Origin of the sequence: Yoonia sp. 72 (genome assembly GCF_034652275.1) — a bacterium.
Classification (GTDB): Bacteria; Pseudomonadota; Alphaproteobacteria; order Rhodobacterales; family Rhodobacteraceae; genus Yoonia.
Genome location: NZ_JAXIWG010000001.1, coordinates 1,160,604 through 1,179,584, shown reverse-complemented (window position 1 = coordinate 1,179,584; position 18,981 = coordinate 1,160,604). Strand labels below are relative to the sequence as shown.

20 protein-coding genes and 1 tRNA gene are annotated in these 18,981 nt (G+C 61.6%); 10 read left to right on the top strand and 11 right to left on the bottom strand.

The features are described from left to right. The first annotated feature begins 254 nt into the window (after positions 1-254). The 3 genes from clpS to VCK47_RS06065 are packed head-to-tail and all read left to right on the top strand — an operon-like array spanning position 255 to position 2,420. Positions 255-596: an ATP-dependent Clp protease adapter ClpS gene (clpS, locus tag VCK47_RS06075; protein WP_322889816.1), complete on the top strand. Its 342-nt coding sequence runs from the start codon at positions 255-257 to the stop codon at positions 594-596. Positions 597-621: 25 nt separating this feature from the next. Then, positions 622-1,593, top strand: a complete 972-nt coding sequence (locus VCK47_RS06070; RefSeq protein WP_322889815.1) for a class I SAM-dependent methyltransferase — start codon at positions 622-624, stop codon at positions 1,591-1,593. A gap of 20 nt (positions 1,594-1,613) precedes the next feature. Further along, positions 1,614-2,420, top strand: coding sequence for an SDR family NAD(P)-dependent oxidoreductase (locus VCK47_RS06065; protein WP_322889814.1), 807 nt, complete (start codon positions 1,614-1,616; stop codon positions 2,418-2,420). Here the strand turns inward: VCK47_RS06065 and VCK47_RS06060 are convergent, their stop codons facing one another. Then, on the bottom strand, positions 2,421-2,807 hold the full coding sequence (locus tag VCK47_RS06060) for a hypothetical protein (protein ID WP_322889813.1): 387 nt from the start codon (positions 2,805-2,807) through the stop codon (positions 2,421-2,423). A 99-nt stretch (positions 2,808-2,906) separates the two neighbouring features. Here VCK47_RS06060 and hemF point away from each other — a divergent pair, with 99 nt between their 5' ends. After that, positions 2,907-3,785, top strand: coding sequence for an oxygen-dependent coproporphyrinogen oxidase (hemF, locus tag VCK47_RS06055; protein WP_322889812.1), 879 nt, complete (start codon positions 2,907-2,909; stop codon positions 3,783-3,785). On the opposite strand, the gene VCK47_RS06050 is transcribed toward hemF, so the two are convergent. Together VCK47_RS06050 and hemE are read right to left on the bottom strand one after the other, a co-directional pair. Continuing rightward, entirely contained in the window at positions 3,782-4,141 is a 360-nt protein-coding gene (locus VCK47_RS06050) for a hypothetical protein (RefSeq protein WP_322892271.1), read from the bottom strand. The genes hemF and VCK47_RS06050 overlap by 4 nt on opposite strands. Positions 4,142-4,151: 10 nt before the next feature. After that, positions 4,152-5,186, bottom strand: a complete 1,035-nt coding sequence (gene hemE / locus VCK47_RS06045; RefSeq protein WP_322889810.1) for a uroporphyrinogen decarboxylase — start codon at positions 5,184-5,186, stop codon at positions 4,152-4,154. A gap of 94 nt (positions 5,187-5,280) precedes the next feature. Here hemE and hemC point away from each other — a divergent pair, with 94 nt between their 5' ends. Next, positions 5,281-6,225: a hydroxymethylbilane synthase gene (hemC, locus tag VCK47_RS06040; protein WP_322889809.1), complete on the top strand. Its 945-nt coding sequence runs from the start codon at positions 5,281-5,283 to the stop codon at positions 6,223-6,225. A 58-nt stretch (positions 6,226-6,283) separates the two neighbouring features. After that, positions 6,284-6,538, top strand: coding sequence for a hypothetical protein (locus VCK47_RS06035; protein ID WP_322889808.1), 255 nt, complete (start codon positions 6,284-6,286; stop codon positions 6,536-6,538). A 19-nt stretch (positions 6,539-6,557) separates the two neighbouring features. Here VCK47_RS06035 and VCK47_RS06030 read toward each other — a convergent pair whose 3' ends face one another. Then, entirely contained in the window at positions 6,558-7,883 is a 1,326-nt protein-coding gene (locus tag VCK47_RS06030; protein WP_322889807.1) for a DUF2254 domain-containing protein, read from the bottom strand. 19 nt (positions 7,884-7,902) lie between these two features. After that, positions 7,903-9,315 carry an FAD-binding oxidoreductase gene (locus VCK47_RS06025; RefSeq protein ID WP_322889806.1) on the bottom strand — a complete coding sequence of 471 codons (1,413 nt, stop codon included), beginning with the start codon at positions 9,313-9,315 and terminating at the stop codon, positions 7,903-7,905. 327 nt (positions 9,316-9,642) lie between these two features. On the opposite strand from VCK47_RS06025, the gene VCK47_RS06020 reads away from it, so the two are divergent. Genes VCK47_RS06020 through VCK47_RS06010 form a run of 3 tightly spaced genes read left to right on the top strand, consistent with a single transcriptional unit; the run spans position 9,643 to position 11,319 of the window. Continuing rightward, the gene (locus VCK47_RS06020) at positions 9,643-10,188 is read left to right on the top strand and encodes a hypothetical protein (RefSeq protein WP_322889805.1); all 546 of its coding nucleotides are present in this window, start codon (positions 9,643-9,645) and stop codon (positions 10,186-10,188) included. Then, the gene (locus VCK47_RS06015) at positions 10,178-10,792 is read left to right on the top strand and encodes a GNAT family N-acetyltransferase (protein ID WP_322889804.1); all 615 of its coding nucleotides are present in this window, start codon (positions 10,178-10,180) and stop codon (positions 10,790-10,792) included. Before VCK47_RS06020 ends, VCK47_RS06015 begins: the two co-directional genes overlap by 11 nt. Positions 10,793-10,809: 17 nt before the next feature. Then, positions 10,810-11,319 (top strand): helix-turn-helix domain-containing protein, encoded by a 510-nt coding sequence (locus VCK47_RS06010; RefSeq protein WP_322889803.1) that lies wholly within the window; start codon positions 10,810-10,812, stop codon positions 11,317-11,319. Between the two features lie 73 nt (positions 11,320-11,392). On the opposite strand, the gene VCK47_RS06005 is transcribed toward VCK47_RS06010, so the two are convergent. From VCK47_RS06005 to VCK47_RS05995, 3 genes are all read right to left on the bottom strand, one after another. Beyond that, positions 11,393-11,469 (bottom strand) — tRNA-Met (locus tag VCK47_RS06005). Positions 11,470-11,565: 96 nt separating this feature from the next. After that, complete coding sequence (locus VCK47_RS06000) at positions 11,566-12,576, bottom strand: cytochrome d ubiquinol oxidase subunit II (RefSeq protein WP_322889802.1); 1,011 nt, start codon at positions 12,574-12,576, stop codon at positions 11,566-11,568. A 4-nt stretch (positions 12,577-12,580) separates the two neighbouring features. Next, positions 12,581-13,972 (bottom strand): cytochrome ubiquinol oxidase subunit I, encoded by a 1,392-nt coding sequence (locus tag VCK47_RS05995; RefSeq protein ID WP_322889801.1) that lies wholly within the window; start codon positions 13,970-13,972, stop codon positions 12,581-12,583. A gap of 167 nt (positions 13,973-14,139) precedes the next feature. Between VCK47_RS05995 and uraH the strand changes: the two genes are divergently transcribed. After that, positions 14,140-14,484 carry a hydroxyisourate hydrolase gene (gene uraH / locus VCK47_RS05990; protein WP_322889800.1) on the top strand — a complete coding sequence of 115 codons (345 nt, stop codon included), beginning with the start codon at positions 14,140-14,142 and terminating at the stop codon, positions 14,482-14,484. Between the two features lie 40 nt (positions 14,485-14,524). Here uraH and VCK47_RS05985 read toward each other — a convergent pair whose 3' ends face one another. The 3 genes from VCK47_RS05985 to VCK47_RS05975 form a co-directional block, all read right to left on the bottom strand. Continuing rightward, entirely contained in the window at positions 14,525-15,643 is a 1,119-nt protein-coding gene (locus tag VCK47_RS05985) for an iron-containing alcohol dehydrogenase (protein WP_322889799.1), read from the bottom strand. Next, the gene (gene glpK, locus VCK47_RS05980; RefSeq protein WP_322889798.1) at positions 15,643-17,130 is read right to left on the bottom strand and encodes a glycerol kinase GlpK; all 1,488 of its coding nucleotides are present in this window, start codon (positions 17,128-17,130) and stop codon (positions 15,643-15,645) included. The genes VCK47_RS05985 and glpK overlap by 1 nt, the downstream gene beginning before the upstream one ends. Before the next feature lie 111 nt (positions 17,131-17,241). Continuing rightward, a complete protein-coding gene (locus VCK47_RS05975) occupies positions 17,242-18,948 on the bottom strand; it encodes an ABC transporter substrate-binding protein (protein ID WP_416236662.1) in 1,707 nt (568 codons plus the stop codon). Positions 18,949-18,981 lie beyond the last annotated feature (33 nt).

Sequence of the window (18,981 nt, the reverse complement as noted above, 5' to 3'; positions counted from 1 at the left end):
GCCTCTTGCTGCCTCTGGCTCCGGATTTTTCCGGTGGCCTTATTATTATTCCAAAACGCTAGCACAACTTTGCTTTGCCGAAAACACCCTATTTTCAAACACTTTGCAGGTGATCGTCAGGCAGTTTTCACAGATGTGGTAGATCGGCGCCGTCAACCCGCTAGATCGGCGATTGGCGGGAATCCACTTTCTGACGCACCCCCTTTTCTCTGGGCGGGCATGGTTTATATGTAGGCGGTATGACAGGACCCTTGATGCATAAACCGTTTCACATGATGGCCGACAAAAAGGACCGCGATGACGGCAATCTTGGTGTTGCCTTGGAAACCAAGCCCAAGACCAAGCGTCCGCCGATGTACAAGGTCCTGATCCTGAACGACGATTTCACGCCGATGGAATTTGTTGTGCATGTGCTGGAACGGTTTTTTGGCATGTCGCATGCGCAGGCGTTCGAACTGATGCTGACCGTCCACAAGAAAGGCGTCGCCGTCGTCGGCGTCTTCAGCCACGAGATCGCGGAAACAAAGGTCGCGCAGGTCATGGATTTTGCCCAACGCCACCAGCATCCGCTGCAATGCACGATGGAGAAAGAATAGCGCGCCCGCGTTATTCGTAACACATATGCCACAGTCACGCCTCAGCACGGCCATCCAAGACGGCCTTCTGGTCTTGCGCGCGGGTAACATCGGCCTGATGCGCCCATCCGCCACCTATGACCTGTCGGACCTGCCGCGCGATGCGCTGCGGATCACGCATGGCTATTTCCCCGATGTGGCCGATTGGCAGATCGCGGGTTATGCCGTCACCCAAGACTTGCCGGCCTGCGGGACCGCCATCGTCGTTGTGCCGCGCGCCAAGGCGCTGGCGCAGGCGATGATCGCCGAAGCCTGCGCCAAGGCCGATCTGGTCGTCGTCGACGGCCAGCGCACAGATGGCGTGGACAGCCTGTTCAAGGCCTGCCGCGCCCGTCTGGGCGATCTGCCTTCCATCACCAAAGGCCACGGACGGTTGTTCTGGTTTCCCGCCACCACCGCCTTTGCCGATTGGGCGACGGCGGGGCCGGTGCAGGGCCCGCACGGGTTTTACACCACTGCTGGCGTGTTTTCCGACGGGGCGGTCGATGCAGGCTCTGCGCTGTTGGCGGATGCACTGCCGCCGAAACTGCCCGCGCGCATGGCCGATCTGGGCGCGGGCTGGGGTTATCTGGCGCAGGCGGTGCTGGCGCGGGACACGGTTGCGTCGCTTGATCTGATCGAGGCCGAGGCGCTGTCGCTGGATTGCGCGCGGCTGAACGTGACCGATCCGCGCGCCCGTTTCCATTGGGCCGATGCGCTGCGGTTCACACCGGAAAAAGGCTATGACGGGATCGTTATGAACCCGCCTTTTCACACAGGGCGCGCCGCCGATGCGGGTCTGGGCCGTGCGTTCATCCAAGCGGCGTCCCGCCTGCTTGCGCCGCATGGCAAGCTCTGGATGGTCGCAAACCGGCATTTGCCTTATGAACAGGCGATGTCGGAAAGTTTCCGCAATGTCGACATAATCGGCGGCAACAACGCGTTCAAACTGTTCCACGCCACCAAACCGCTGCGCTGACCGCGCGAGGGAGCATCGCAATGTCCTTTTCCATCCGCGGCAGGACCGCGATCGTCACAGGGGCGGCCAATGGCGTCGGTCTTGCCATCGCGCGCCATTTTGCCGAAGGCGGGGCCAATGTCGTTTTTGCCGATATGGACGAAAAGACGCTGCGCGCGCAGATGGGCGAAGAGGCCGAGAAAGCCACGAATATCCGGCTTTTCGCGGGTGATCTGCGCAAGAAGCTGACCATCACCAACCTGCTGTCCGCGACCATCGACGCCTTCGAGCGGGTCGATATCCTTGTCAACGCCTCGCGGCAGGTGATGACGACCGATCCGCTGGACCCCGATGATACGTCGATGGACGAATTGCTCCAGCAGAACATGCTGACCGCGATGCGCGTCTCTCAGGCGGTGGCGCGGCGGATGATCAAACAGGCAGGCAAGGGCGGCGGCGGAGGTGCTGTCGGGTCGATCGTGAACATCTCGTCCATTGCGTCACGGCGCACCCATGCCGATCTGATGGCCTATTCGGTCAGCACCGCCGCACTGGACCAGCTGACGCGGTCAATGGCGGTGGCCTTCGCCCCGCACGGTATCCGCGTCAATGCCGTGGCCTTTGGCAGTGTGATGAGCGCAAGCCTCAAGGGGTCGCTGAAAGACGATGACGAGATGCGCGATGCGATCCTCGAGAACACCCCGCTGCACCGGATCGCAAGCCCGGGCGAGGTGTCGGATGCCGTGCAATATCTAGCGTCAGACGCGGCCGGTTTCGTGACCGGCCAGATCATCACCGTGGACGGTGGCCGGACCCTGATCGACCCGGCCTGCGTCTCGGCGCATTGATCACTCAGGGTGTGTGGCGATGCATTGCAGCACCACCTGATCCGATGACGCCTGCTGCTGGTTACGCCGTTCGACCAGTGACGCAAGCTTGGCCTGTTCGGCATTCAGGTCGATGGCGACAGGGCGGCGCGTCGTGAATGTCTCGGTCTCGTCACAGCGATAGCGGAAGGTCGTGCCGTCGCTGTTTTCCCCCCGGCAGGTCTGGCGCACCGTGCGGACTTCCTGCTGTTCGGCGATGGCATAGCCGCGCGCAAGGTTGCCCTGCGTCTCGGTGATCAGGCTGTTCAGCACGCGCAGATCGCGGGTCGCCTGACTGATGCATTGTTCGCGTGGCGTGGCACAGGCGGCCAATGCCAGAAGGGGCAGAATCATCAGGGCAGGACGCATCGTCTTCTCCGGTTTTGGTCTGGAACATCGGGGCGTGTTCGGTATGGTAGCTGAACACTATCACGCATCGCTAGACAATATCAGGGGCTAAGCCGTCACATGGCAGAAGAATTCGCAGCACAAAAAGCCACGGCATCGGCATGGTTCCGCACATTGCGCGACGACATCGTCGCAGCGTTCGAGGGTCTCGAGGACAGCCATGCAGGCGACACCCCCGCAGGCCGGTTCGAGGTGACGGAAACATCGCGTCACTCCGACGACGGGTCCGATGCGGGCGGCGGGCTGATGTCGGTGATGCGCGGCGGCCGTGTGTTCGAAAAGGTGGGGGTCAATATCTCGACCGTCTATGGCCAGTTGGGCGATGCTGCACAGCGCGCCATGGCCGCACGCGGCGTGCCGGGCATGGCGGATGATCCGCGGTTCTGGGCGTCCGGCATTTCGCTGGTGGCGCATATGCAGAACCCGCATGCGCCTGCTGTCCATATGAACACACGCATGTTCTGGACCCCGCACGCCTGGTGGTTCGGCGGTGGGTCCGACCTGAACCCCTGCATCGAATATGCCGAGGATACCACCCATTTCCACGCCACGCAAAAGGCGCATCTCGACCCGCACGGCACCGACCATTACCCCAAGCTCAAGGCTTGGGCGGACGAGTATTTCTATATCCCCCACCGCAACCGCGCGCGGGGGGTGGGCGGCATCTTCATGGATGATTACTGCACCGGCGATTGGGAGGCTGATTTCACGCTGACGCAAGACATCGGCCGCGCCTTCCTGCCCGCCTATGTGCCGCTGGTGGAAAAGCGCCGCGATACGCCGTGGACCGATGCCGATAAGGACACGCAGCTGATCCACCGCGGGCTTTATGCGGAATACAACCTTGTCTATGACCGCGGCACCAAGTTCGGGCTGACCACGGGCCATGACGCAAATGCCGTGCTGATGAGCCTGCCGCCGCTGGCGAAATGGGTCTAATCAACCGTGACGAACTTTGCGCCGCCCGCTTGCCGTGCGGGCGCAAGGGCGTCGGGTGTCTGGGGCGGGACTGACGCGATATCGCGCAGGATCAGCGCAGCCAGTTCGGGCGTGATCTCACCATCGCTTGCGTGACTGAGCATCCGCGCCGACCGTTCGGGGGCGAAATGGATCATCGCCCGCGCGATGCGCAATGCCAGCAAACCGTCGGGTGACTCCAATCCCAATGGTGCGTTCAGCGCTGCGCGTTCGGCGGCGGTCGCGGGCACCAGCGTGACCCACCCCAAAAGCGTGATGGTCAGCGCCAGCATGACCCCGCGCAGACCGTGAAAGATCAGGCGCAGGGTCAGCGGCATCTGCATCCGTTCAGCCTCTGCGCACCGTGTCGATCATCAGTTGCACATTGGCGGGGTCCGCCTCTGGCGTGATGCCGTGGCCAAGGTTGAAGATATGCGCGCCGCCCGACAGCGCATCACAGATGCGGCGGGTTTCATCGACCAGCCCCTGACCGCCCGTCACCATATGCGACGACGCAAGGTTGCCCTGCACGCAGCCGTCTTTCTGCACATGCTCTGCGACCCATGCCGCATCGACACCATCATCGACGGCGACGCAATCGGCCCCTGTCGCGGCATGGACGCCTGCGTATTTCGTGCCTGCCCCGCGCGGAAAGGCGATGACGGGGATACCGGGGTGCTTTTCCTTGAGTGCGGCGGTGATCCGCTGCATCGGTTTGATCGAGAATTCGGTGAAATCGTCGCCTTCGAGCGATCCGGCCCAGCTGTCGAACAGTTTGACGCATTCCGCCCCCGCCTCGATCTGGCGGGACAGATAGGCGATGGTGCCTTCGGTCAGGCGGTGCATGATGCCTTCGAACACAGGGCGGTTTTCCGCCTTGAGCGCATGGGCGGGCCCTTGGTCGGGCGTGCCCTGACCCGCGATCATATAGGTCGCAACCGTCCAGGGCGCACCGGCGAAACCGATCAGCGTGGTCTCCTTGGGCAGTTCTTGCGACAGGATCTTCACCGTCTCATAGACGGGGGACAGCGTGTCGTGGATTTCGTCCACGGGCTTCAGACGACCCAGTTCTTCGGGCGTGGTGATCGTAGACAGGCGCGGTCCTTCGCCGGTGACAAACCACAGGTCCGCCCCCATCGCCTGCGGCAAGAGCAGGATATCGGCGAACAGAATCGCCGCGTCGAACCCGTAACGGCGGATCGGTTGCAGCGTCACCTCGGCGGCAAGTTCGGGATTGTAGCACAGTTTGAGAAAATCCCCCGCCTGCGCCCGCGTCGCGCGGTATTCGGGCAGGTAACGCCCCGCCTGCCGCATCATCCAGATGGGGGGCGTGGGGAGTGTCTCGCCCGCAAGGGCCCTCAAGATCGTCTTTTGCTGCGCCATGGTCTGTCCTTTTTTAACCCGTCTGTCGTCCCAATTGCGGAACATGTTGTCAAGGCAGTTGTCAGGCCAGATTGACACGTCTAACAATCGCGCCATGAACATTGCTTTGCCCACACCCGCCTCGCCTTTCAACATCGGAACCCGTGGATCGCCGCTTGCGCTTGCGCAGGCGCATGAGACGCGCGCAAGGCTGATGGCGGCCTTCGATCTGCCGCAGGAGGCCTTTGCCATCGTCGTGATCAAGGTCACGGGCGATGCGATTCAGGACCGTCCGCTGAAGGAAATCGGCGGCAAGGGCCTGTTCACCCGCGAGATCGAAGAGGCGCTGCTGGACGGCTCCATCGACATCGCGGTCCATTCGATGAAGGACATGCCGGTCGAACAGCCCGGTGGTTTGCTGCTCGACACCTATTTGCCGCGCGAGGATGTGCGCGATGCGTTTGTGTCGCTGACGGCCAAGGGGCTGGATGATCTTGAACAGGGGGCCACGGTCGGCACCTCGTCCCTGCGGCGGCGGTCGCAGCTTTTGGTGCGGCGGCCCGACCTGAATGTCGTGGAATTTCGCGGCAACGTTCAGACCCGCCTGATGAAGCTTGGTAATGGCGTGGCCGAAGCGACGTTTCTGGCGATGGCGGGGCTGAACCGGTTGAACATGACAGACGTGCCGCGCACCGCCATCGCGCCCGAAGACATGCTGCCCGCCATCGCGCAAGGCGCCATCGGGATCGAACGGCGCGCCGACGATTCCCGTGCCGCGACCATGCTGGAGGCGATCCACCACGGCCCGACCGGTCAGCGCCTTGCCGCCGAACGCAGTTTCCTCGCGCATCTGGACGGGTCATGCGAGACGCCCATCGGCGGGCTGGCAGAGCTGGACGGCGGCAATCTGCGCCTGCGCGGGGAAATCCTGCGCACCGACGGGTCGCAGGTTCTGGCCGATGACATGACCGGTGCGATTGCCGATGGTGCGGACATGGGCCGCGAAATGGCGGTCAAGCTGCTGGAGCAGGCAGGGCCGGGGTTCTTCGACCACAAGTAAAGCCATGGAACTTGCGGCGCGTTCGGGCGTTTCCCTTTCAACCCCGAAAGGATACGTCATGGACCGCCTGAGCATCTACCTGACATTTATGGTTGGCAGCGTCACGACTGGCGCGCTGGTTGTCGCTGTGATGACGCTGGGCTGGTATTCATGGCTGGCCATTGGCGTCGCGGCTGCGATCGGCTTTTTGATCGCTTGGCCGATCAGCTATGCGATTTCACGCCGGATCAAGCGGCAGGACAAAGGTTGGGACGAGACCAAGGTCGATGACGTCCCAAGCGTTGTTCCCGACCCGTCCGCGCCCGAGGTGTAACGGCACCGTCAACGCCCGTTTAGCCTGCCATCCGTTGCAAGGCGTCGCGCAAGGCCCGTGCAATATGGGCACATGCGCTGGGGTCATGCTGGACGGCAACCGCCGACGCGGCCAAGAGCTGCGCCTGCCTTTTGCAATCGGCGGTCACATCGTCTTTGCCCGCCGCAACAGCAATATCTGCCAGCATCTCAAGTGCGCGCAAGGTGGTGCTGTGGTCGGTCGCAACATACTGGCGCATCCCGTCAAAGGATTGATCGAGCATGTCCTTGAAGGTCATCCGTTGGTAGATCACAGGGTCGGACGGGTCCGCCTGCCGCGCGGGCGGGCGCTGGGCAAAGGCGGTCAGGCCGGGTTTGAGCCAGTTCAGGCACAGGATCGCCGTCATCGGGTCATTCACGCCGGGTGACAGCGCGCGGCCACATACCTCGACCAGCTGGTCCGACAGGAACAGGATATCCTGATGTTCGGTCCGGTTGGCCCCGATGGTGAAACAGTTGCGCATGTGGCCGATCACCTTGTCGGTGCAGCGCCCCTGAGGCTGGGCCGACAAGACCATATCGCCCGGCACCAGAAAATCCCCCGGCGCGCGGTGCAGCGTGACCTGAATGTCGTTGGCTTCCGCAATCTCCACCAATCCTTTGTAGTTCACATGCTGCAGAAACCCCGCGCAATCGGCCGCGATGTGACTGCCGGGGGCAACAGATCCTTCGGGGACGGGCGCAAGATCGACGGGCTTCTTGCGCTCCGCCGATTGCTCGGCCGCCAGCATCGCGATGACGGCGCGTTCCAGTTTGCCGCCGATTTCGGACAGCAGGTTCATGATGTTGATCGATTCGGGGATGTGGTGGATATAAAAGATCAGCGCACCCACCGCGGCCAGCGTCAGCACCAGCGCGAACAGGATCGCGATTTGCGGCACAAAGGTGTCCAGCGTCAGATCGGGCAGGGAGGTGTCGTCGTTCACCGTGCTCAGCACCACCATGCTGTAGGCGAAGGTCGCAACGAACACGCCCAGCACGACCTGATTTTGACGGTTGGCCATGAAATTGCTGATCAGGCGCGGCCCGTAATTGGCGCTGGCGAAGGACACGGCGACCATCGTTACCGAAAATGCGACACCTGCGACGCCGAGCGAGGACGCGGCCAGTGTCGTCAGCACCGCGCGTGCGCCATCGACATCGGCAATCGGCACGAAACCGAGGTTTTGCAGCCAGACAGCGCCGATATGCCGATCCAGCATGGGCATCAGGATGCCCACGACGACAGCAACGCAGGTCATCAGGCTGGGCCAGAACCAGTAGTTCTGACGCACTTGCAGGATTTTCGACAGCGCGAGCTTGATCATCGGCGGCCCTTCCATGGGGTCAGGCGGGCGGGATCACCTTGCCGGGGTTAAGGATGTTAAGCGGATCAAGGGCTGCCTTGACCGCGCGCATCGCGTCCAGCGCAACGGGGTCCTTGCGCCGCTTCATCGTGGCAAGCTTCGACACGCCGATCCCGTGTTCGGCGCTGAACGACCCGCCCAGCTCCTGCACGACATCCTCGACCGCCTCGACCAGTGCGGCCATCGCGTCCGGATCGTTGCGGCTGACATAACTGGTGTGGTGGATATTGCCGTCACCCAGATGGGCGACCATCACCTCTTCCACATCCGGATCAATAGCGCGCAGGCGGGGTGTCAGCGTGGCCTCGAATTCTGCCACCTTGTCGAGCGGCAGGGCGATGTCGGTATTGACGAAATGTCCGCCGAAAAAGGCGACCTCGCCCGCATCCTCGCGGCGTTTCCAGATGTCGCGGCGCTGGGTTTCGTTCTGCGCGATCACCGCGTCGATCAGCGTGCCATCGTCCAGCATCTGGCCCAGCACATCCTCGAGCAAGGTGACAACAGGCAGTTGTCCGTCCGGTCCCGGCTGCGCGTCGCGCACCGTGGTCGCGGCCACTTCGATCATGATGTTGACGTCGTGGTCCTGCGCGAAAGGCGGGGCCATGTCGGGGAACATCTGGCGGTGTTTGGCCATATAGCTGCGTGGCATGTATTCGAACGCCTCGACCCCGCCGCCTGTGGCGTCCTGCAGGCGGTGTAGCAGGTGCAGCGCATCGGCAAGCGAAGGCAGGGCGACCATCGCTGTCGCATAGGCCTGCGGTTTGGGCAGCAGTTTCAGCACGGCGGCGGTGATGATGCCCAGCGTGCCTTCGGCCCCGATCATCAGGTTGCGCAGATCAAGGCCGGAATTGTCCTTGTGCAGCGCGCTCATCAGATTCATCACCCGCCCGTCGGCCATCACGACCTCCAGCCCCAGACACAGGCCGCGCGTGCTGCCATAGCGCACGACATTGGACCCGCCCGCATTGGTCGACAACAGACCGCCGATCATCGCCGATCCGCGCGCGCCCAGGGTCAGCGGGAAGATCAGGTCATGTGCGGCCGCCGCATCGTGCAGGTTCGACAGGATCACGCCCGCGCCGACGGTGGCGGTGCGCCCTGTGGCATTGATCTCGGTGATCTTGTTTAGCCGCTCGACCGACAGCATCAGCGCGCCATCGGCCATCGTGGCCCCTGTCAGCCCGGTCCTGCCGGAACATGGCACGACAGCTGTGCGCGTGGCATGGGCGATCTGCATGATCGCTCCGACTTCGGCGGTGGACACGGGCCGCAGCACGGCCAGCGGCGTCGAGGTATAGGCGCCTGTCCAGTCCTTGCCGTAGGGGGCGGCGTCCTTGCCGGTCAGGATGCGGTCCGCGCCGATGGCGGCGGCGATCTGGTCAATGACGGACATCAAGATCCCTTTCAAACTGATCTGCGGCGCAACGCTAGTCTGGTTTTGTGGCCGAGGAAAGGTCGGTGGTGGCGGGGGACGCTTGATCTCTCGATACCTCCATTTTGCGGGCGCAGTCGTGACGATTTGGACGTGAAACGTATCTGCCACCCGCGGAAGGGGGATAAAGCCACGCGTCGCAGTGTCCCGGATCGTCAGCGACGCGGACTGTCACGTCCGTTGAACGAATGACTGGTTCGTCGGCAGGGAAATCAGGCTTGACGACCACCGATAGGATAATCTACGTCACTACATACCGGTCGTCCGGTATCGAACTGGAGGAAATCGATGAAAAACTTGATCGTTTCCCTCACAACGCGGCAATTTGCAGTGCCGTCTGTTTTCCACGAAGTAATCGGACAGCGACAGACGGTGGGGGGAATCACTGCGATCAGTGTCGCGGTTATCGTGTTTGGTTTCATATGGGGTGCCGAGTTCGCGCGTGACACGGGATGGCGGCACTGGCTCGCGGGATTGCTTGCTGTTGATATCGTCGCCGGAGCTGTTGCTAATTTTACCCAAGGAACGAATGATTTTTATGCGCAACGATCCGGCTTTCGCTGGGGTTTCATCGCGATCCATATTCATCTGCCGATCATCGGCTGGTTGATGGGATGGGACATGGCGCCCCTTTGTCTTGTGTGGGTGGGGACAATCGCCTGCGCCTGCGCTGTCAACCTGACGGGTAACAGACCTGTCATGGGCGGATTCTGTTTGGCCTTGGGGCTCACCTTCCTACCCAAATTGGGAATCGACGGTATCCAGCTTTGCTTGTCCGCGATGTTCTTTCTCAAAGTCACTTACAGCTTTGCGGTCAATCACTATGCAACATAGGCCTGACGTCGCGTTTGCACTGACAAGATGCACGGATCACGCCCAGATCGAAAGCGCCGTTAACATCATAACAGCCGCCTTCGTCGATGACCCCGCCATAGTGTATTTCGTCGGAGATACCACGCCACCGGGCCCTGTGCGTCACAACATCGTCGCCGCGATCACAAATGCCCACTTTCGTGCCAATGAGCCTATCTTCCTTTTTCGCAAGGACCGGCAAGTCGTCGGCGCCGCCCTCATCGAGGTCAGGCGGTCCGCGATGGCCGAGATAATCAGCGTTGTTCGGACTTGGCGGCTGTGGCGACGGCTCCCCAAAGGATGTATCAAGCGCATGAACCGCTATCGTTCGCTCGCGCGGCGCGGCAACGACAGAACGGCAAACTACCTTACGATGATTGGCATCCTTCCAGAGCTTCAAGGCAACGGGCTTGGCAAACAATTCATTGATTTGCTGGAAGGCGAGGTCGACTCAAAGCGCGGGTGGTCGCTCGATACCGAGAATCCTAAGAACGTGATCCTCTATGAAAAACTTGGCTATGATTTGGTCGCCAAGGTGGATTGGGAGGACAACACAATCTATCAGATGCACAAGGCAGGCAGATAGGTTGAACAGGGGTGCGAATGGCCACGAGCAAAGAGAAACTTTTGCGGGAAGCCTTTCGTCTGTTCGTAACCCAAGGCTATGACCGCACATCAATGTCAGATCTGGCAAAAGCGGCAAACGTCTCCAAGGGTGCCTTTCACCACTATTACCCGCGCAAGCAAGACATTCTTGATGCGTGCTTGGCGACTTATTTCAACGAGGGCCTGCCGCAGTCACCTGAACCGGAGGTTTCCACGCGTGAGTATGCTCGTACCGCGTCTCGAGCCTACGCCACCATCCTTGCAAGGCTGCGATCCGAGGGCATTTCCCTGATCGCCTACCAAGCTTTTCTTTGGACCATGATCAGAGACGGGCATATCGACATTCCAAAGCTCGCGCGGGACGAAGAAGGCCTAGTGGATATGGAACTGATCACGGCTTTGATTGAAGGGGCGGGAGTACTTGCCACCTTGACGGACCTGAAATCCGACGACGATATACACGATTTGTTCGACCGGATCGTTTCTCGTGGTTTTCAACGCAGTTAATCAAAATCAGGGCACCTGAAAGCTTGCGACGCAAACACCCTAGCAACCGTTAACGCTGTCAGAAAGTTGGAGGTGGTGGCGTGGGGGAGACTTGAACTCCCGACCTATCGATTATGAGTCGATCGCTCTAACCAACTGAGCTACCGCGCCGTACCTTGTGCGTCCGATTACGCAAAGGGCGGGGGGGTGTCAAACCGATTCTGCCCGATTTCCCCCCCCGTCAGGTGGATCATGATCCACCCTCCCTCAGTCATAGCGCAGTTCTGTCGCCTTGCCGCGGAACACGGTGTAGGCCAGCACCGTATAGGCGAGGATCGTGGGCAGCACAAAGAGCGTGCCGATCAGGATGATGAACAGGCTTTCGGGCGCGCTGGCGGCCTCGTAGATCGTCAGGCGCTCTGGCACGACATAGGGATAAAAGCTGTAGGCCATCCCGATAAACGCCATTCCCCAAAGCGAGGACGCCGCCGCAAACGGCAACCATGACAGCCGGTCATTTGTGAACGGCATCCGGCGCAGCATCCACCACAGCGCGAAGACCAGCAGCCCCGACAGGATCGGCAAGGGCGACAGGAATAGCGCCTCGGGCCAGCTGAACCATTTGTCGAAGATCCGCGTGCTGACCAGCGGTGTCGCGGCCGAGATCAGCCCGATCCCCAACACCAGCCCCCAGATGCCGCCCTTGGCCCAGTCCACGGCCTTGCGCTGGAGATGTTCGTCGGTCTTGTGGATCACCCATGTCGCACCGATGAAACTGTAACCCACGGTCAGGAACACCGCCGTCAGCAGGCTGAAGGCTGCGTTGATCAGCGTCCATTCCAGCCCCATGATATACATGCCCAGCATGAACCCCTGCGACAGCGACGTCATCAACGAGCCTGCGAAGAACGTGTTATTCCACAGTCTTTTGTGCGGAGCGGGGGCCTTGGCGCGGAATTCGAACGCGACGCCGCGCATGATCAGCCCCACCAGCATGATCGCAACGGGCAGGTAAAGTGCGGTCAGGATCGCCCCATGCGCCGCCGGAAAGGCCACCAGCAGAAGCCCGACCGCAAGCACAAGCCAAGTTTCATTCGCATCCCAGAACGGCCCGATCGAGGCGATCATGCGGTCTTTTTCATCTTCGTCCGCGAAGGGGAACAACACCCCCACGCCAAGGTCGAACCCGTCGAGCACCACATAGATCAGGATCGACAGGCCCATCAGTGCGGCAAAGACAAACGGCAGCCAGATCGTTGGATCACCAAAAGTATTCATCACATCACTCCGCTGGCATTGCTTTGGGCGCCGCCGCAGGGGCAGGGGCGATACGGGTTCCGATATCTTCGCCGCGCGACATTTTCCGCGCCAGATAGAAGATCACGTAGATATAGGCGGACAGCAGCAAGCCATAGACCACGAGATAGGCGATCAGCGTGGACAGCACCATCGGTGCGGGCACATCGGCCACGGCCTCTGCCGTTGTCATCACACCCTGCACGAGCCACGGCTGGCGGCCGATCTCGGTGGTGTACCAGCCCGCAAGGGTCGCGATCCAGCCGCTGAAGCTCATCCCGACAAAGGCATAGAGCATCGGCTTGGGCAGGCCTTCTACCCCGCGCTTGCGGCGCAGCATCATCACCGACGCTGCCCAGCTCAGCAGCAGCATCGCGATGCCGGTGCCGATCATTACGCGGAACGACCAGAACACGGGGGCGACGCGCGGGTGCAATATCGTGCCGTCTTCGGCGACAAAGTCGTTCAGGCCCTGCACCTCACCGTCCCATGTGTGGGTCAGGATGAAAGAGGCGAGGTTCGGAATACCGATCTCGAACCGGTTTTCACGCGCTTCCTGATCGGGCAGGGCGAACAGGATCAAAGGCACGTTGCCGCCGGTTTCCCAATGCCCTTCCATCGCCGCGACCTTGGCAGGCTGGAATTCCTTGGTGTTCAGGCCGTGCATGTCGCCGACAAAAATCTGCACAGGCATCAGCAGGGCCGCAGTAAACACGGCGGTTTTCAGGGCCACCCGCACGCCTTCAGTGCGCCCGCCGATCAGCCAGCGGAAGGCGCTGACACCCGCGATCAGGAAGCTGACGGTCAGGAAGCTGGCCAGCACCATATGGGTAAAGCGGTACGGCATCGAAGGGTTGAAGATGATCGCGAACCAGTCGGTCGCATGGGCCACGCCGTCGCGCATCTCGAAGCCTTGGGGCGTGTGCATCCACGAATTGAGCACGATGATCCAGAAGGTCGACATCAGCGTGCCGAAGGCGACAAGGAAGGTCGCGCCCGTGTGCACCCAGTTGGGCACACGGCGGAAGCCGAACAGCATGATGCCAAGGAACACCGCCTCGAGGAAAAAGGCCGTCATGATTTCATAGGCCAGCAGCGGGCCTGCGATATTGCCGACCTTTTCCATGAAACCGGGCCAGTTGGTCCCGAACTGGAACGACATCGTGATGCCCGACACGACACCCATGGCAAAGGACAGCGCAAAGATCTTGACCCAGAAGCGGTAGGCTTCCATCCAGCGTTCTTGGCCCGTCTGGTTATAGCGGATCTTGAAGAACAGCAGGACCCAGCCCAGCGCGATGGTGATCGTTGGAAACAGGATATGGAACGATATGTTCGCCGCAAACTGGATGCGGGATAAAAGCAGTGTTTCCATCATTTCATTTCACCTTTACGCTGTCTGTGCACTTCATATAGCAAGGCGAAAGCCCATGTCAGCGGGGTGCGACAGCAAGGCGCGGACCGGCCAAACGCTTGATTTCATGGCGACATGAATGGTAACGCGGCGGCCTGTTATGCGCAATTTTAGGTAACCCGAGGACCACGATGACCGGATTTCTGACGACCCATGTGCTTGATACCGCAAATGGCGTGCCTGCGGCGGGGATGAAGGTCGATCTTTACCGTCTCGACGGGGACGCACGGACGCATCTGGCGGCGATGGTCACAAATGCCGACGGACGCACCGACAGTCCGATTCTGCCCGCTACTGATTTCGCTATCGGACGCTATGAACTCGTCTTTCAGGCCGGCGCCTATTTCGGGCGCAGCGATGACCCGCGGTTCCTCGACGATATCCCGATCCGGTTCGGGATCAACGACCCCGCGTCGCATTATCATGTACCGCTTCTGGTCTCGCCCTTCGGGTTCTCGACCTATCGGGGCAGCTAAGCGGGGTTTCCGGACTGACGGCGATCCTGCCGCGCAAAGCCTAACTGCGCGCGAGGATGTCGCGCAGCACCGCCATGTCCAGATCGACCGGATTGGCTTTGTAGGACGAGGCCTCTGTCGCCGCGCGCGCGACCGCGTCATGGTTTTCGACGGTCAGGCCAAGTGTTGCCAGCCGAGGCAAATCATGATCGCGGGTCCAGTGGTCGAAATCGGACAGGCTGCCGAATTCATCCGCGATCCGGTCGATCACCCATGCGATCCGCGCTGCGGTTTCGTCCTTGGCCGCTGCCAGATTGGCTTGCAGCACCGGCACGAGCAATGTCCCGCAGATTGCGCCATGCGCTGCACCTGTCAGCCCGCCGATCACGCCGGCAAAGCCGTGCACCGCCCCCAGCCCCGCATTGGCCAGCGCCAGACCGCCGCAGACGCTGGTCAGGGCCATGTCATCCCAAGCAGCGCTGTCACCATCGTCCAAAAGACGGCGCAAGGCGGCGAGGCCGCGTGGAATAGCCTCTCGGCACAGCGCATCTGTCACTGGATTGGCGCGCACGCTGATGAAAGGTTCGATCACCTGCGTGATGGCATCCAGACCAGAGGCGAGGATCACCGGCTTGGGGCAGGACAGGCACAGATCGGGGTCGACCAGCGCCAGCGTCGGATAGAGCCGTGGATCGCGTAAGGATACCTTGCGCCCGGCCTCTGGCACGCCGATTACGGCGTTGCGGGTGACTTCGGTGCCGGTGCCTGCCGTCGTGGGGATCGCGATCAGGGGCAGGGGGGCCACGTCCAACGGTTTGCCGTCGCCCACCACCTCCAGATAGCGCAGCGCGCCGTGCGGGGCGGGGATCAGTGCCGCCAGCGCCTTGCCATAGTCGATCACCGCGCCACCGCCGATGGCGATGACGAAATCGGGGGCAAAGGGGCGGGCGGATGCCAGATGGGCGTTGATCGCGGGCAGGTCGGGTTCGCCTTTGACGGTCAGATCCAGCACGGCACAGGTCCGGCGCAGGTCTTGCGCCAGCCCGTCCGCCGCCGCGACCGAGGCAGAACGCACCAGCAGCACGCGGGCAAAACCTGCGGCAAAAGGCGCGGCTTCGGCCAGCACCCCACGACCGAACCTGATCGTGCCAGCGGTGGCAAACCCGAAAGGCGCGATCATCACACCGCCAGCACGGCGTTGACCGCACGCCCCCAGCGGGCATAGCGGGTGTCGCGGGCGTCGGCATCCATCGCGGCGGTGAACTGCCGGTCAACGGCCCAGACCTTGGCGAAGGCATCCATATCCGGCCAGACACCCGCGCGCATTCCCGCGAGCCATGCAGCCCCCAGTGCGGTGGTTTCGAGCACTTGCGGGCGGTCCACCGGTGCGCCGATGATGTCGGACAAGAACTGCATCGCGTAGTCATTCGCGGCCATACCGCCATCGACGCGCAAAGACGGCTGGGCGGCGTCACGGGTCCAGTCGGCCTGCATCGCCTCGAGTAGATCGCGGGTCTGGTAGCCCACGGATTCCAGCGCCGCGCGCGCGAATTCCGCAGGCCCCGAATTGCGGGTCATGCCAAAGATCGCACCCCGCGCCTGCGGTGCCCAGTAAGGCGCGCCAAGGCCAACGAAAGCGGGCACGAGGATCAGGTCCTGGCTTGGATCGGCGGTTTCGGCCAGCCCTTGGGTTTCGGGGGCGGCACGGATCACCTTGATCCCGTCGCGCAGCCATTGCACCACCGCACCCGCGATAAAGATCGACCCTTCGAGCGCATAGGTCGGCTTGCCGTCGAGTTGATAGGCAATGGTGGTCAAGAGCTTGCTGGTCGAGGCGACAGGCGTATCGCCGGTGTTCAGCACCACAAAACAGCCGGTGCCGTATGTCGATTTGACCATGCCGGGCTGGAAACAGGCCTGCCCGATGGTTGCGGCCTGCTGGTCGCCCGCCACACCCAGAATAGGGATTTCATGGCCGAACAGATCAGGCCGCGTCATGCCGAAATCGGCAGCACAATCGTGGACTTGCGGCAGCATGGCCTGCGGAATGTCGAACAGGTCGCAGATGGTCTGGCTCCACCTGCCTTTGTGGATGTCATAGAGCATCGTGCGCGCGGCATTGGTGGCGTCGGTCACATGGCTGCGCCCGCCTGTGAGGTTCCAGATCAGCCAGCTATCGACCGTGCCGAAAGCCAGTTCGCCGTTGCGGGCGCGATCGCGCGCGCCATCGACGTTATCAAGGATGTATTTCAGCTTGGTCGCCGAGAAATAGGGATCGACCAGCAGGCCGGTGCGGCGGGTAATCATGTCCTCATGCCCGTCCGCGCGCAGTTTGGCGCAGAAATCGGCGGTGCGGCGGTCCTGCCAGACGATGGCGTTGTGAATGGGTTTGCCGGTCTTGCGGTCCCAGACCAGCGTGGTTTCGCGCTGGTTGGTGATCCCGATCGCGGCGATATCGGTGGCTTTCAGCCCGGCCTTTTCGATGGCCGCCCGCGCGGTCGCCGCGGTCGAGGCCCAAAGGTCGCTTGGGTCGTGTTCCACCCAGCCGGACTGGGGGTAATGCTGCGGGAATTCTTCCTGCGCTGTCGCCACGATCCGCATGTCGGGGCCAAAAACGATCCCCCGGCTGGATGTCGTGCCCTGATCGAGTGCCAGAATATATCCCATTGTCGTCGGTCCTCTGCTTGGTCTTGGCAGCCTGTCATGAATGTGGCGAAGCAGCCAGAGGGCCGCTTCGCCACGGAGATCGGGGGCGTGGAGGTCGCCCCCGAATTTGGCTTATTCCGTCCAGCGGCGGATCAGCTCTTCATAGGCGATGGTCTGTGGTTCGCCTTTTTCATCCTCGAGGGCTGGCCAAGGTGCGCCGGGCTGTTCCAGCCAGAAGGACGCATCCTGCGGCTCGTTCAGCAGAGGGCCGAATTCGCCCTGCACGCCGGACCGCTGCAGGCGTTCCATCACGGCTTCCTGTTCGGCGCAAAGCGCGTCCATGGCTTCCTGAGCGGTGGCCGCACCGGACGAGGCGTTACCGATGTTCTGCCACCACAGTTGCGCCAGACGTGGATAGTCGGGCACGTTGAAGCCTGTGTCGGTCCACAGATCACGCTCTGGCGAACGGTAGAATTCCACCAGACCGCCCAGTTGCGGCGCACGCTCGGTAAAGCTGTCGTGGTTGATGGTGGATTCGCGGATGAAGGTCAGGCCGTAATGCGACTTGGCCACATCCACCGTCTTGGACGAAATGAACTGCGCATAAAGCCATGCGGCCTGTGCGCGGTCCACGGGTGTCGATTCCAGCAATGTGGCGGAACCCACATCCTGATAGCCGACCTTCATGCCGTCCTGCCAGTACGTGCCATGCGGGCTGGGGGCCATGCGCCATTTCGGTGTGCCGTCCTCGTTCATCACGGGCAGACCGGGAGCGACCATGTCGGCGGTAAAGGCCGTGTACCAGAAGATCTGCTGGGCGATGTTGCCCTGTGCAGGCACTGGTCCCGATTCCGAGAAGTTCATGCCGTTGGCTTCTGGCGGTGCATAGTTCTGCAGCCAGTCGACATATTTCTCGATCGAATAGACAGCGGCGGGGCTGTTGGTGGCACCACCGCGTTCCATGCAGGATCCGACCGTCTGGAAGTTTTCGTTGACCCGCAGACCCCATTCATCGACAGGCACACCGTTCGGCAGGCCAAGATCAGAGGCACCGGCCATCGAGAGCCACGCATCGGTGAAACGCCAGCCCAAAGACGGGTCACGACGACCGTAATCCATGTGGCCATATACGGTCACACCGTCGATCTCGCGGCCTGTAAAGAAAGCGGCGATATCTTCATAGGCCGACCAGTTCACCGGCACGCCCAAAGGATAGCCGTATTCTTCCTCGAAGGCGGCCATGATTTCGGGGTCGGTGAACCAGTCATGGCGGAACCAGTAGAGGTTGGCGAATTGCTGGACCGGCAGTTGGTAGAGCTGGCCGTCAGGTCCGGTCGCCATGCTGGTGCCAATGAAGTCGTCCAGATCAAGACCGGGGTTTGTGACCGATGCGCCATCGCCGGCCATCCAGTCGGTCAGGTTGCGGGTCTGCTGGTAACGCCAGTGCGTCCCGATCAGGTCGGCGTCGTTGATATACATGTCAAAGACGTTTTCGCCGGTCTGAAGCTGGGTCTGCAGCCGTTCGACCACATCGCCCTCGCCGATCAGCGTGTGGGTGAAGTTGATGCCGGTCATTTCGCTAAATGCAGGGGCCAGCACGCTGGATTCCCATTCATGCGTCGTGATCGTCTCGGACACGATGTTAATCGTCATGCCGCGGAACGGTTCGGCGGCGTCGATGAACCATTGCAGTTCGGCTTCCTGTTCCTCGCGCGTCAGGGCCGACATGTCGCCGATATGTTCGTCAAGGAAAGCGCGGGCGGCGTCCATATCGGCGAATGCCGGAACCCCTCCTGTCACTGTCAGCGCCAAAGCAAGCGCCGTGGATGTTTTAAACATGCGGTTCATAGTGTAAATCCTCCCATGGATTGA

Coding starts and splice junctions, on each gene's coding strand:
- VCK47_RS06015 (WP_322889804.1), top strand. CDS start 10,178: ATGCAACATAGGCCTGACGTCGCGTTTGCACTGACAAGATGCACGGAT.
- VCK47_RS06025 (WP_322889806.1), bottom strand. CDS start 9,315: ATGTCCGTCATTGACCAGATCGCCGCCGCCATCGGCGCGGACCGCATC.
- VCK47_RS06050 (WP_322892271.1), bottom strand. CDS start 4,141: ATGCCGCTGACCCTGCGCCTGATCTTTCACGGTCTGCGCGGGGTCATG.
- uraH (WP_322889800.1), top strand. CDS start 14,140: ATGACCGGATTTCTGACGACCCATGTGCTTGATACCGCAAATGGCGTG.
- VCK47_RS05975 (WP_416236662.1), bottom strand. CDS start 18,948: ATGTTTAAAACATCCACGGCGCTTGCTTTGGCGCTGACAGTGACAGGA.
- VCK47_RS06030 (WP_322889807.1), bottom strand. CDS start 7,883: ATGATCAAGCTCGCGCTGTCGAAAATCCTGCAAGTGCGTCAGAACTAC.
- VCK47_RS06035 (WP_322889808.1), top strand. CDS start 6,284: ATGGACCGCCTGAGCATCTACCTGACATTTATGGTTGGCAGCGTCACG.
- VCK47_RS06010 (WP_322889803.1), top strand. CDS start 10,810: ATGGCCACGAGCAAAGAGAAACTTTTGCGGGAAGCCTTTCGTCTGTTC.
- glpK (WP_322889798.1), bottom strand. CDS start 17,130: ATGGGATATATTCTGGCACTCGATCAGGGCACGACATCCAGCCGGGGG.
- hemC (WP_322889809.1), top strand. CDS start 5,281: ATGAACATTGCTTTGCCCACACCCGCCTCGCCTTTCAACATCGGAACC.
- hemF (WP_322889812.1), top strand. CDS start 2,907: ATGGCAGAAGAATTCGCAGCACAAAAAGCCACGGCATCGGCATGGTTC.
- VCK47_RS05985 (WP_322889799.1), bottom strand. CDS start 15,643: ATGATCGCGCCTTTCGGGTTTGCCACCGCTGGCACGATCAGGTTCGGT.
- VCK47_RS06070 (WP_322889815.1), top strand. CDS start 622: ATGCCACAGTCACGCCTCAGCACGGCCATCCAAGACGGCCTTCTGGTC.
- VCK47_RS06020 (WP_322889805.1), top strand. CDS start 9,643: ATGAAAAACTTGATCGTTTCCCTCACAACGCGGCAATTTGCAGTGCCG.
- hemE (WP_322889810.1), bottom strand. CDS start 5,186: ATGGCGCAGCAAAAGACGATCTTGAGGGCCCTTGCGGGCGAGACACTC.
- VCK47_RS06060 (WP_322889813.1), bottom strand. CDS start 2,807: ATGCGTCCTGCCCTGATGATTCTGCCCCTTCTGGCATTGGCCGCCTGT.
- VCK47_RS06065 (WP_322889814.1), top strand. CDS start 1,614: ATGTCCTTTTCCATCCGCGGCAGGACCGCGATCGTCACAGGGGCGGCC.
- VCK47_RS06000 (WP_322889802.1), bottom strand. CDS start 12,576: ATGAATACTTTTGGTGATCCAACGATCTGGCTGCCGTTTGTCTTTGCC.
- VCK47_RS05995 (WP_322889801.1), bottom strand. CDS start 13,972: ATGATGGAAACACTGCTTTTATCCCGCATCCAGTTTGCGGCGAACATA.
- clpS (WP_322889816.1), top strand. CDS start 255: ATGCATAAACCGTTTCACATGATGGCCGACAAAAAGGACCGCGATGAC.